The organism is Flavobacterium sp. AG291 (assembly GCF_003350375.1).
In the GTDB taxonomy this organism is placed as follows: domain Bacteria; phylum Bacteroidota; class Bacteroidia; order Flavobacteriales; family Flavobacteriaceae; genus Flavobacterium; species Flavobacterium suzhouense.
Genome location: NZ_QQAR01000001.1, coordinates 294,985 through 308,079, shown reverse-complemented (window position 1 = coordinate 308,079; position 13,095 = coordinate 294,985). Strand labels below are relative to the sequence as shown.

The following is a 13,095-nucleotide window of genomic DNA, read 5'->3' as shown; positions in this document are numbered from 1 at the left end:
TAGTAACTAATTATTAAGCTCTGTTACCCATAGCAGAAAGCATACCACCGTAAACATTGTTAAGAGAAGCGATGTTTTGAGTCATGTTAGCCATCTCTTGTTTTAGTTTAGCAGCGTTATCAGCGATTTCTTTGTTAGCCTCAGCGTTACGAGAAGCGCTCTCTAACTGAACTTTGTAAAGACTGTTTAGAGACTCCATCTGAGCTGCAGCCTGAGACATTTCTTCGCTGTATTTTTTCTGAGAAGCGATTGAATCAACTGTTGGAGAAATTCCTTTAGCAGCAGATTCGAAGTTTTTGATACTGTTTCCTAGGCTTTCCATAAGAGCACCATCAATTTTAGCTTCTTTTAATAGGTTGTCAAGTTTTTGAGATAGAAGACCTTGAGCTTCTGTTGGGTTTTCTTTCTTCACGTCTTTTTTCTTAGCCTCACCACCAGCTAGTTCAGGGTAAACCAGAGACCAGTCAAGATCTTTTTCAGGTGCATCAAATGCAGAGATTGCGAAGATAAAAGCCTCAGCTCCCAGACCGATGATAAGCATCGCGCTCGCTCCAGGCCAGTGCATCAATTTGAATAGAGCTCCAACGATTACAACTGCCGCTCCAAGACCATAGGCCATGTTCATAACTCTTTTAGGTAGTGCCATAATAAATAATTTTTAGTTTTTAGTTAAGTTAATTAATTTAAATATTCAAAAAAAAAATTCGAGTTGGTTAAAATTATTCGTTTGAGGTATTTTGCGTACCCATGTAATCCTGTACAGTTCTGAAACCAATGTAGCTTCTTGCAGAATCAGCATATTCCCAATCCCTGCTGCTCACCTGAAGGAAATAAGCAACGTCTTTCCAAGAACCACCACGGACAACTTTACGTTTGTTAGCCTGATCTGGAACGTTAGGGTTCATAGTAGAAACATACTCATATGAAGATGCATCGTAAGAAGAGTCAGTCCACTCAGAAACGTTACCTGCCATATTATAAAGGTTGTGATCATTTGGATCAAATGAACGAGCCTCTACAGTATAAAGAGCACCGTCAGCAGCGTAGTCACCTCTGTTTGGTTTAAAGTTTGCAAGAAAACAACCTCTGTCGTTTTTAGCATAAGGACCACCCCAAGGGAAAGTAGCTGATTGCAGACCACCTCTTGCAGCGAATTCCCACTCAGCCTCAGTTGGCAAACGGAAAGAGTTTACAAATTGTCTCTTTTTATCTTTTTGATAAGCATTTTTATAAAGAGTTCTCCAAGCACAAAATGCTTTAGCTTTCTGCCACGTAACACCTACTACAGGATATTCTCCGTAGGCTTCGTGCCAGAAATAGTCATTATGCATCGGCTCATTATATGAGTAAGCAAAGTCTTTGATCCACACAGTAGTATCCGGATATACCTGAACCTGCTCATGTCTCATATATTTACTTCTCTTAGCCCTTGTATTTTTAGTAGACTTGTCTTTTGCAGCAGCCTGAATATCCATCCAAGAGTAACGGAATACCAATTTAGAAACATCAATAGTTCTTAAACCATTGTATGATTCTGACTCAGGCAGATACATAGAATCCATAACCTCTACATAGTACTCATCCGGATATTTCTGAGGATCAGTAATAAGCTTAGCTTTATGATTAAGCTTTCTTCCCGCATACATATCATCATCTGTACCTAAACTATAGTAGTTCTCATACATATATTTATCATACGCAGACTGATCTTCCGTAGCTTCCTGATCTTTGAACGCAAATTCTCCAATACCACCTGCACCAGGCTTCTGTCCTTGCTCATCTGCAAGAATAGCCAATCTGGTTCTGATTGTAGAATCTTTAACCCATTGAACAAACTGACGGTACTCACTGTTGGTAATCTCTGTTTCATCCATATAGAAAGAACGAACAGTTACCGTTTTTGTAGGAGCATCCTGAACATTTGCTAAGTCGTCATCCGACTTACCCATAATGTAAGCGCCACCAGGAATCAAAGCCATACCATAAGGCTTTTCAGGCCTCCACTTTCTGCCTTTAACTCCTACCAGTTCCCCTCGGTCACTGGAACCACAGCTGATTAAAAATGATAAAGTTGCTGTTAATGCAATGAACTTCTTCATAAAACTTGGGTTATTAATGTAATTCTATTTTTAAGGGCGTAAACCTATTTATTTATTTTTAAAAAAACAATTTTTTTATTAAAAAAACCTAAACAAAAAGCAAACAATTCAACACTTCTTGTAAAACATGCCATTTTTATAGCAAAAAAGTTAAATTATGTTCTTTCTTTGCGCTTTCCATAATCTTTCAGGATACTCACCGTTGGTTGCACTAAGATAATCCTGATGATTACATGGTAATAACGTGTTCCTTTTTAATTTATTGCTAAAATCTGAAACAAAAGGAACTTCAATCCACCATCTGTCGGTCTTATCACTCTTATAAAAAACGAGTTCTTCATCCTCCGACGGCACTATATATTTAATATAAGACTCCTTACTTCCGAACGGGTACTCATTCGAGCGATAATGTACCCCTTCGATGAAATACCATATAATCTGCGCAATAAGAGCCGCTTCCTGAAGACTGTCTCCGTGATTAAAAATCCCAAAAGAACTCACCTTGTCGCTTATCCCTGCATAGCGTGCTAATGTACAAATTTCTTTGCCATCAAAACCATTTGGTATAAATTTAACAATATTTCCGGAATCACCCGACTTAACTGCCATCATATCAACACTTACAACATCAGCATCTCTTAACACAGGCTCAGCAATTACGGGGTTTCCGCACACTTCTCCAAGTCGGTAAGCATCAAAATACAGCTTTTCAATCAAATCAATCTCTTCCTGCGGATTGTAATACGTCTGATATCCTAAATTAGAATAATTGAAAAGATTATTAGGTTCATCAACAATCATTCTCGTAAGGTAAGATACTGCCGAAAGCTCATCATCCTGCTTACCAAAGTCAAACCTGCTATCAATTGAAACAAAATTCACCATTTGCTCCAGCTTATCGTAAGCCCGGTACATTGCATATGACAAATCCTGAGAACCTCCGATAACAACCGGCAATACACCGTTTTTTATAAGCTCTTCCGCAATACTTTTGAGCGCAAAGTAAGTATCCTGCTGTGAATTTCCTGCAGGTATATTACCCAAATCTACAACCTGTTTATCCCAGTTACCCGGGAAAAGACCGTAAAGCTCCTTTCTAACATAGTTAAGATGAATGTGGTGCTCACGCTTGTTACCCGCCCCCCTGTCATCCAACACGCCAATAATAGCAATTTTTGCGTTTTCAAGATCCGGAAATCGTCCATCGGCATGAAAATCTGTTTTATGACCTAACGCCTGCGCTGAACCTTCAGAAATAAAAGTAAGAAGTCCCTCATCTAAAGGCTGTAAAAAATCGAATATCATTTATTATTTCTTTTTAGCTGCAGGTTTTTTAGTTGTAGTCTTCTTAGCTGCCGCCTTTTTCTTAGCCGGAGCCTTCTCTTCTATCATTGCTTTAACCTGGTCAAGTGTCAGTTTAGAAGCATCTACATCTTTATTCAGTTCAATCTTGGTTTTTCCTTTAAGGATTACTGAACGCCCCCATCGTGCTTTTTCCACACGGATACCTTCATCCTCCCAGTTATGAATAACCTTATCGATGTCTTTTTGTAATTTATCTTCAATCAGCTCCACAATATCAGATTGCGAAAGCTTATCAAAATTATATTTTTTGCTTACGTTGATAAAAATGCCATTCCATTTTATGAACGGACCAAATCGGCCAACACCTTTTTGCACAGGTTCATTTTTATACGTTCCTATCGGAGCATCGGCCTGTTGCTTTTCATTAATCAACTGTTGCGCTCTTTCAAAAGTCACATCCAACGGATCTTCTCCTTTTGGAAGCGAAATAAACACTTTTCCAAAACGCACATACGGACCAAAACGGCCATTGTTTACCTCTACTTCTTCTCCCTGGTAATTACCAAGGTTCTTAGGCAGCATAAACAAACCTAAAACTTCATCAAGTGTAATAGTACCAATATTTTGTTCCGGAAGAAGGCTTGCAAACTGTTTATTTTCGTCTTCGGCATCACCAATCTGAGCCATTGGGCCAAATTTACCCAAACGAACACTTACCGGCTTACCTGTTTTTGGATCAGTACCCAAAATACGCTCACCCGATTCCCTCTCAGCATTTTTCTCAACATTGATTACCGTAGGATGGAAATGACTGTAAAATTCACTCATCATTTTCGTCCAGTCTTCTTTACCTGAAGCAATTTCGTCAAAATCCTGCTCCACCTTAGCGGTAAAGTTATAATCAAGAATGGTTTCGAAATGATTTACAAGGAAATCATTAACAATAATACCTATATCTGTCGGCACCAGCTTCCCTTTATCAGAACCAACATTTTCATGAAGCTCCTGTTCAGAAACTGCTCCCGCTTTTAACACCAACTGCTTATACCTTCTCTCCTGCCCTTCAAAACTTCCTTTCTCAACATAATTTCTGCTGATAATAGTAGAAATAGTCGGTGCATACGTAGACGGACGCCCAATACCAAGTTCCTCAAGCTTCTTAACAAGTGCAGCCTCAGTATATCGTGCAGGCGGCCTTGAGAAACGCTCAGTAGCAGTTATATAATTATTAATAAGTCTCTCACTCACTCTTAGTGCCGGAAGCATCCCTTCCTGTTCTACATCCTCATCATCATTCCCTTCAAGATATACTTTAAGGAAACCTTCAAACATCAACACCTCACCGGATGCTGAAAATAATTCTTTATGATTATTAGCCTCGATCTTTACATTGGTACGTTCCAATTCGGCATCACTCATTTGCGAAGCCACTGTTCTTTTCCAGATAAGATCGTAAAGCCTTGCCTGGTCACGGTCGATATTCACGCCATGTCGAGACATATCTGTAGGACGGATAGCCTCGTGAGCTTCCTGCGCCCCCTTACTTTTGGTTGCGTAATTTCTCGGCTTGCTAAATTCTTTACCATAAGACCTGATAATTTCAGCCTCGGCAGCAGCCATCGCCTCCTGAGAAAGGTTAACGCTATCCGTTCTCATGTAAGTAATAAGTCCGGCCTCATACAGTCGTTGCGCCAGCATCATGGTAACACCAACCGGAAAATACAGCTTTCTTGCCGCCTCCTGTTGTAATGTAGATGTAGTAAATGGTGCTGCCGGCGATTTTTTAGCCGGCTTGGTCTCAAGATCTGACACCTTATATATAGAGCCAATATTTTTATTCAGGAAATCCTGAGCTTCCTGCTTAGTCGTAAAATTTTTTGGCAGCTTCGCTTTAAAAGATTTACCGGCTTCGTTTACAAACTCAGCTGTTACACTATAAGAAGCCTCTGCGTTAAAATTTTGTATCTCGCGTTCGCGTTCAACAATAAGACGCACAGAAACCGACTGCACTCTACCCGCCGAAAGTCCGCTTTTTACTTTTTTCCAAAGTACGGGAGACAACTCATAACCTACTAACCTGTCAAGCACGCGGCGTGCCTGTTGCGCATTTACAAGATCATAGTTGATATCCCTTGGATTTTCAATTGCTTTTTGTATCGCCGTTTTGGTGATCTCATGAAAAACAATCCTTTTCGTTTTAGACTTATCCAGTTTCAGTTCTTCCGCCAGGTGCCATGCAATAGCCTCCCCCTCGCGGTCCTCATCGGAAGCCAGCCAAACGGTCTCGGCCGATTTAGAAAGATCTTTAAGTTTTTTTACCAGTGCTTTTTTATCGGGAGACACTTCATATTTTGGCTTAAAGCCATTATTAACATCCACCCCTATTTCCTTAGCCGGAATATCAGCTATATGCCCATAACTGGACTCAACCTGATATCCTGAACCCAGAAATTTCTCAATGGTTTTTGCCTTCGCAGGCGACTCAACGATCACTAAATTCTTTGCCATATTGCTTTTCTTTGTGTCGCAAAAGTATTGGTTTTTTTTAAATATTAGTTTTTTGTCGTTTTTTTTAAAATCATTTTTATGAAATCTGCAATATATATTAAGGAGTAAAACATAACAATGAACGTTCCTAAATCTTAGCAACTAAGGCTGTCAACTTGTCATAATATTGAAATTAATGCTATCTTTGCGACCTGATTAAGCACTACAGGAGTGAATTATGGAAAAGATTATTGAAGAAAACAAACAGGGACAAAGCCTTGTTTTAGAACAGAAAGAAGGAAACACTAAAAAACTTTTCATCGAAAGCTATGGCTGCCAGATGAATTTCTCTGATAGCGAGATCGTAGCTTCTATTCTTGCCAATGAAGGTTTTAACACCACCCAGAATATTGAGGAGGCCGATCTTGTATTGGTAAACACCTGTTCTATCCGTGATAAAGCGGAACAAACTGTGCGCAAAAGACTGGAAACTTATAATGCCGTAAAAAAGATAAATCCTGGAATGAAAGTGGGCGTACTGGGCTGTATGGCCGAGCGTCTTAAAAGCCAGTTCCTTGAGGAAGAAAAAATTGTAGACATGGTTATTGGACCTGATGCCTACAAAGATCTTCCGAATCTTTTAAAAGAGGTTGAAGAAGGCCGTGACGCTATTAATGTAATCCTTTCCAAAGAAGAAACTTACGGAGACATTTCACCCGTACGTCTTAACAGCAATGGTGTTACAGCTTTTGTATCAATAACCCGCGGATGCGACAATATGTGTACTTTCTGTGTGGTTCCTTTTACACGTGGGCGTGAGCGAAGCCGTGAGCCGCAAAGCATCATGGAAGAAATTGCAGACCTTTACGGCAAAGGATTTAAAGAAGTTACCTTATTAGGACAAAACGTAGACAGCTACCTTTGGTACGGAGGCGGGCTTAAAAAGGATTTTGTAAAAGCTTCTGAAATGCAGAAAGCTACTGCAGTAGATTTTGCACAGCTACTGGATATGGTTGCTAAAGCATTCCCTAAAATGCGTTTCCGTTTCTCTACTTCAAACCCTCAGGATATGCACCTTGAAGTAATTGAAGTTATGGCGAAACACCATAATATATGTAAATACATCCACTTACCTGTACAATCAGGAAGCACACGCATACTAAAAGAAATGAACCGCCAGCACACCCGTGAGGAATACATGGCACTGGTAGACAACATATACCGCATCATCCCTGAAATGTCACTTTCTCAGGATATGATTGCTGGTTTCCCTACTGAAACCGAAGAAGACCATCAGGATACGCTTTCACTTATGGAACATTGTAATTATGACTTTGGTTTCATGTTCGCTTATTCTGAAAGACCGGGAACACTTGCTGCCCGTAAAATGGAGGATGATGTCCCTGCCGATGTAAAAAACCGCAGACTTACAGAGATCATCAACCTACAACAGAAAATGGCCCTTGAAAGAACACAGCGTTTCATTGGTCAGGTAGTTGAAGTATTGGTAGAAAAAGAATCAAAACGTTCTGACGCACACTGGAGCGGAAGAAACTCTCAAAATACGGTAGTGGTATTCCCTAAAGGAGAGTATAAACCGGGAGACTTTGTTAATGTGCTTATTAGCGAATGTACGTCAGCTACTCTTATAGGTGAAGCTGTAGGATACAACGAAATCATGCAAGCTTAATCTTTGTTTGCTACGAATTACAAAAATTTTCGCTAATTTGAGGAATAGCTAAGAATAATATAATGGAAAGTGTACAAGCCATAAAACAACGGTTCGAGATTATAGGGAACGACCCTAAGCTTAACCGTGCTGTAGAAAAAGCCATTCAGGTTGCTCCTACCGATATTTCGGTACTGGTTACCGGTGAGAGCGGTGTAGGTAAAGAAAACATTCCGAGAATCATCCATGCACTTTCGCACAGAAAGCATGGTAAATATATTGCTGTAAACTGCGGCGCAATTCCTGAAGGCACAATTGACAGTGAGCTTTTTGGCCACGAAAAAGGAGCCTTTACAGGAGCAACATCAACACGTGAAGGTTATTTTGAAGTAGCCGATGGCGGAACAATATTTCTTGACGAAGTTGGTGAATTACCTCTTACCACTCAGGTAAGACTGCTTCGTGTTCTCGAAAATGGTGAATTTATAAAAGTAGGTTCGTCGCAGGTGCAGAAAACGAATGTGCGCATTGTAGCTGCTACAAACGTTAATATGTTTGACGCTATCGAAAAGGGCAAATTCAGGGAAGACCTTTATTATAGGTTAAGTACTGTTGAGATTTCGCTTCCTCCATTGAGAGACAGAAAGGATGACATACACTTACTGTTTAGAAAATTCTCTTCAGACTTTGCGCACAAATACAAAATGCCTCCCATTAAGCTTGAAGACGATGCCATCCAATTATTACTGCGTTACCGTTGGAGTGGAAACATCAGACAGCTACGTAACGTAGCTGAACAGATATCTGTACTGGAAACTAATCGAAATATAACCCTGGCCACATTACGTGGCTATCTCCCTGAAGAAGGCTCTAACCTGCCGGCTGTAGTAAGAGATAAAAAACCAGAAAGCGATTTCAGTACCGAAAGAGAGATACTATATAAGGTACTGTTCGATATGAAAAGCGATCTTAACGACCTGAAGAAACTTACGATGGAGCTGATGCAAAACGGCAACACCTCTAAAGTTCAGGAAACAAATAAAGGCCTTATCCAGAAAATATACGGATCGCAAAACGGAAACGCAATAAACGAGTACGAAGAGCTGCACCGTGCTGAAGTTTTCCCTCCTCAAAAAACAGTACATACCGAACCTGCTGTAATTGATCATCATGACGAAGATGAAGATGATGACAATTACCTTTTTGCAGAAACTGTTGAAGAAGAAGAAACACTTCGCCTTGACGAAAAAGAAATAGAGCTTATTAAAAAAGCACTGGAACGTAACAAAGGAAAACGCAAAGCTGCCGCTGACGAGCTTGGTATATCTGAAAGAACTTTATATCGAAAAATAAAACAATACGACCTATAGCCATTGCAAATACTATGAGATATTTAAAATTTATAATGGCGTTTGCCGTACTTTTATCTTTAGGCGGATGTACTGTAGCCTATAACTTTACCGGAACTACGGGGGCGATTAATGCCAAAACATTTCAGGTAAACCATTTTCAGAATAATGCCGATCTGATAGAGCCGGGAATTGACGTTACGTTTACAAGAAGGCTTCAGGATCTTATACAGAACCAAACCAATCTGAGCCTTACCAATTCAGGAGGTGATTTGCTTTATGAAGGAGAGATTACGCAATACCGCATCTCTCCTATGACAGCAACAGCAGACCAAAGAGCAGCGCAAAACAGACTAAGCATTACCGTAAACGTGAGGTTTACCAACAAGAATAACGAAAAAGATGATTTTGAAAAACCTTTCAGCTTCTATCATGACTTTTCCGGAACTGACCTGCCTACAGGAACTGTTCTAAATGAAGCCCTTGAAGCTATTTTTGAAAGGATAACTCAGGATATATTTAACGAATCGCTGGCGAAATGGTAAAATGAGTTTTCAGTAAGCAGTCACAGTTGGCAGTTGCCTTCTGAACACTGAACACTGAACACTGAATACTAGAAAAACTGAACACAAAAGACTATACATACCTGCTTAATAAGCCTTATTCATTAAATGAAAGGCAGACGGCCGAACTGGAGAAAATCCTTTCGGAATTTCCGTTCCTGCAAAGCGCGCGCGCCATTTACCTGAAAGGGCTATACAATCAGGACAGTTTTCGTTACAATACTGAGCTAAAAAAAACGGCTGCCTACACAACAGATCGTTCAGTTCTTTTCGATTTTATTACATCAGAACAATTCCAAAGCATTGAAAAAGACGTGATGGCTCAGCAGGAAAATGCTTTGCAGTCTATAACCGTTGCTGATAGCGAAATCTTAGAAATTGAACCTGCAGAAGAAACCATCACTCAAGCTGAACCGGTAGAACAATCTCCTGTGGACAAAATAGAGGAATCTATTAAACGCTCGATACAGGCTACAGAAGAAGCTAACAACACTACTCATGTTCAGCCTCAATCCTCAGACAAACTTGAAGACTCCATAAAACGTTCAATACAGGCAACAGAAGAACTTAATAGCTTTCAAGAAGAAGAGGTAACACCGGAAGTTGCAGAAAACACTATTGAGACAACAGAAGAAAAACTCAGCATAGGAAAACCTTTAGACTTTGATAAAAATGAAACTCATTCTTTCGCCGAATGGCTGCAATTATCAAGACTTACCCCAATAAATAGGGATAATGAAGAAAAAGCAGAGCCAAAAGAAGAAGAAAATGAGAGTCCTATCGCAAAAAAACTGGAGCTTATTGATAAATTCATTGAGACAAATCCAAAGATTGCTCCTGTTAAAAACAATACGCCAACCCCTGCAAACGTTGAGCGTAGCACGCAGGACAGCTCAATGCTGATGACTGAAACTCTGGCAAGGGTTTACCTCGAACAAAAAAAATACAGCAAAGCAATACAGGCTTATGAAATTTTAATTTTGAAATATCCGGAAAAAAGTGTTTTCTTTGCAGACCGTATTTCAGATATAAAGATTATTCAACAAAATAACAACTTAAAGAACGATGCTTAACTTTTCAATTTTTCTGGTACTTATAACAATAGTAAGCTTTTTGCTTGTAGTGGTAATCATGGTGCAAAACCCAAAAAGTGGAGGCCTTTCCTCTTCTATTGGAGGTTCTCAGATGATGGGCGGCGTTCAAAAGACCACAGACTTTCTTGACAAGAGTACATGGACACTTGCTGCTATCCTTGTAACACTTATCCTTTTATCTAGCATTAGCTTCTCTTCAATAGGAGGAAATGAGTCATTCATTGATGAGTCTGCTGTACCGGCTGCTCAGGCTCCGGCGGCTAAACCTGCAGGTACTGCTGCTCCGGCTGCACAACCGGCAACAACTCCGGCTCCGGCTACACAACCACAACAGTAATTTCTTCGTAAATAACGATATTAAAATGCCAGCCTCATTAAGCTGGCATTTTTTCTGAAAATATGTCAGGTTAGTTCCGAATGGCATAATTTCTGAAAAAAAGGAAACAGCAAATATTTACAATAAACAAAATAAAATTTACCAATATGGCTTTAAACATCAAACCCCTTTCAGACCGAGTACTTATTGAACCGGTAGCTGCAGAAACGCAAACTGCTTCAGGGATTTTTATTCCTGACACCGCTAAGGAAAAACCACAAAAAGGTATTGTAGTGGCAGTAGGCAATGGCACTAAAGACCATGAAATGACCGTAAAAGTAGGTGATACTGTATTATACGGAAAATATGCCGGTACTGAATTGAAATTCGAAGGCAAAGATTACCTTATCATGAAAGAAGAAGAAATTTTTGCTGTAATCTAATTTTAGGTTAACATATTTAAAAAACATATACTAAAGACACAATGGCTAAAGAAATAAAATTTGATATTGAAGCACGCGATGGTTTAAAACGCGGTGTGGATGCATTGGCAAATGCTGTAAAAGTAACTCTTGGTCCTAAAGGACGTAACGTAATTATCAGCAAATCATTTGGCGGACCGACTGTAACTAAAGACGGTGTATCTGTAGCTAAAGAAATTGAACTTGCTGACACTCTTGAGAACATGGGTGCTCAGATGGTTAAAGAAGTAGCTTCTAAAACCAACGATCTTGCAGGTGATGGTACTACTACTGCTACTGTTCTTGCGCAGGCTATCGTAAAAGAAGGGCTTAAGAACGTTGCTGCAGGTGCAAATCCTATGGATCTTAAACGTGGTATAGACAAGGCCGTATCTGCAATTGTGGGCGATCTTTCTAAACAATCTAAAGAAGTAGGAAGCACTTCTGAAAAAATAAAACAAGTAGCTTCTATCTCTGCTAACAACGACGAAAGCGTAGGAGAACTAATCGCTACTGCTTTTGAAAAAGTAGGTAAAGAAGGCGTTATCACTGTTGAAGAAGCTAAAGGAACTGATACTTATGTTGATGTTGTAGAAGGTATGCAGTTTGACAGAGGATACCTGTCTGCTTACTTTGTAACAAATTCAGAAAAAATGGAGGCTGAACTTGACAGACCTTACATTTTATTATATGACAAAAAAGTGTCTTCAATGAAAGACCTGCTTCCGGTACTTGAACCGGTTGCACAATCTGGTAAACCTCTACTAATCATCGCTGAAGATGTAGATGGCGAGGCTCTTGCTACATTAGTAGTAAACAAACTGAGAGGTGCGCTGAAGATTGCTGCTGTTAAAGCTCCAGGCTTTGGTGACAGAAGAAAAGCACTTCTTGAAGACATTGCTATCCTTACAGGTGGTACTGTAATTGCTGAAGAGCAAGGTTACACACTTGAAAATGCCACACTTGATATGCTTGGAACTTGTGAGAAAGTAGTTATTGACAAAGATAATACTACAATCGTAAACGGTGCAGGTGATCAGGATAACATCAAAAACCGTGTAAACCAAATCAAAGCTCAGATGGAAACTACAACATCTGACTATGATAGAGAAAAACTTCAGGAGCGTCTTGCAAAACTTGCAGGAGGTGTAGCTGTACTTTATGTAGGTGCAGCATCGGAAGTAGAAATGAAAGAGAAAAAAGACCGCGTAGATGACGCACTTCACGCTACCAGAGCAGCTGTTGAAGAAGGTATAGTTGCCGGAGGTGGTGTTGCTTTACTAAGAGCTAAAGCTACCCTTTCTTCAATTCAGGCTGAAAACGCTGATGAAGCAACAGGTGTTCAGATCGTAGCTCGCGCTATCGAAGCTCCGCTAAGAACTATTGTTGAAAATGCTGGTCTTGAAGGATCTGTGGTTGTTGCAAAAGTTGCTGAAGGCTCTGGAGATTTTGGTTACAACGCTAAAACTGACGAATATGTAGATATGCTTGCAGCTGGTATTATTGACCCTAAAAAAGTTACACGTGTAGCTCTTGAAAATGCTGCTTCGGTAGCAGGAATGATACTTACTACTGAGTGTGCCTTAATAGATATCAAAGAAGATAATGCCGGAGGCGGAATGCCAATGGGAGGCGGAATGCCAGGAATGATGTAATACATTATCTTATAAAAACTTAAAGGGAGCGTTAAAAATAAACGCTCCCTTTTTGCGTTTATTTTACAAATAATTTAAACCCTTTTATAAATGTACA

Annotated in this window: 11 protein-coding genes; 7 read left to right on the top strand and 4 right to left on the bottom strand. The window is 39.8% G+C overall.

Annotated elements, in window-relative coordinates:
* Nucleotides 1–13: 13 nt before the first annotated feature.
* From gldL to topA, 4 genes are all read right to left on the bottom strand, one after another.
* Nucleotides 14–646, bottom strand: a complete 633-nt coding sequence (gene gldL, locus DEU42_RS01410; RefSeq protein WP_379820490.1) for a gliding motility protein GldL — start codon at nucleotides 644–646, stop codon at nucleotides 14–16.
* A 73-nt stretch (nucleotides 647–719) separates the two neighbouring features.
* Nucleotides 720–2,099, bottom strand: coding sequence for a gliding motility lipoprotein GldK (gene gldK / locus DEU42_RS01405; protein ID WP_114756493.1), 1,380 nt, complete (start codon nucleotides 2,097–2,099; stop codon nucleotides 720–722).
* 150 nt (nucleotides 2,100–2,249) lie between these two features.
* Nucleotides 2,250–3,404, bottom strand: coding sequence for a formimidoylglutamase (locus DEU42_RS01400; protein WP_114756492.1), 1,155 nt, complete (start codon nucleotides 3,402–3,404; stop codon nucleotides 2,250–2,252).
* A gap of 3 nt (nucleotides 3,405–3,407) precedes the next feature.
* Nucleotides 3,408–5,912 (bottom strand): type I DNA topoisomerase, encoded by a 2,505-nt coding sequence (gene topA, locus DEU42_RS01395; protein ID WP_114756491.1) that lies wholly within the window; start codon nucleotides 5,910–5,912, stop codon nucleotides 3,408–3,410.
* 217 nt (nucleotides 5,913–6,129) lie between these two features.
* Here topA and miaB point away from each other — a divergent pair, with 217 nt between their 5' ends.
* The 7 genes from miaB (at nucleotide 6,130) to groL (ending at nucleotide 12,998) form a co-directional block, all read left to right on the top strand.
* Nucleotides 6,130–7,581 carry a tRNA (N6-isopentenyl adenosine(37)-C2)-methylthiotransferase MiaB gene (miaB, locus tag DEU42_RS01390; protein ID WP_114756490.1) on the top strand — a complete coding sequence of 484 codons (1,452 nt, stop codon included), beginning with the start codon at nucleotides 6,130–6,132 and terminating at the stop codon, nucleotides 7,579–7,581.
* A 62-nt stretch (nucleotides 7,582–7,643) separates the two neighbouring features.
* Nucleotides 7,644–8,930 carry a sigma-54 interaction domain-containing protein gene (locus DEU42_RS01385; RefSeq protein WP_114756489.1) on the top strand — a complete coding sequence of 429 codons (1,287 nt, stop codon included), beginning with the start codon at nucleotides 7,644–7,646 and terminating at the stop codon, nucleotides 8,928–8,930.
* 14 nt (nucleotides 8,931–8,944) lie between these two features.
* On the top strand, nucleotides 8,945–9,454 hold the full coding sequence (locus tag DEU42_RS01380) for an LptE family protein (protein WP_114756488.1): 510 nt from the start codon (nucleotides 8,945–8,947) through the stop codon (nucleotides 9,452–9,454).
* A 335-nt stretch (nucleotides 9,455–9,789) separates the two neighbouring features.
* Nucleotides 9,790–10,545, top strand: a complete 756-nt coding sequence (locus DEU42_RS01375; protein WP_233506595.1) for a tetratricopeptide repeat protein — start codon at nucleotides 9,790–9,792, stop codon at nucleotides 10,543–10,545.
* Nucleotides 10,538–10,903 carry a preprotein translocase subunit SecG gene (gene secG, locus DEU42_RS01370; protein WP_114756486.1) on the top strand — a complete coding sequence of 122 codons (366 nt, stop codon included), beginning with the start codon at nucleotides 10,538–10,540 and terminating at the stop codon, nucleotides 10,901–10,903. The genes DEU42_RS01375 and secG overlap by 8 nt, the downstream gene beginning before the upstream one ends.
* A 146-nt stretch (nucleotides 10,904–11,049) precedes the next feature.
* Nucleotides 11,050–11,325 carry a co-chaperone GroES gene (groES, locus tag DEU42_RS01365; protein WP_114756485.1) on the top strand — a complete coding sequence of 92 codons (276 nt, stop codon included), beginning with the start codon at nucleotides 11,050–11,052 and terminating at the stop codon, nucleotides 11,323–11,325.
* 41 nt (nucleotides 11,326–11,366) lie between these two features.
* Complete coding sequence (groL, locus tag DEU42_RS01360; RefSeq protein WP_114756484.1) at nucleotides 11,367–12,998, top strand: chaperonin GroEL; 1,632 nt, start codon at nucleotides 11,367–11,369, stop codon at nucleotides 12,996–12,998.
* Nucleotides 12,999–13,095: the final 97 nt, after the last annotated feature.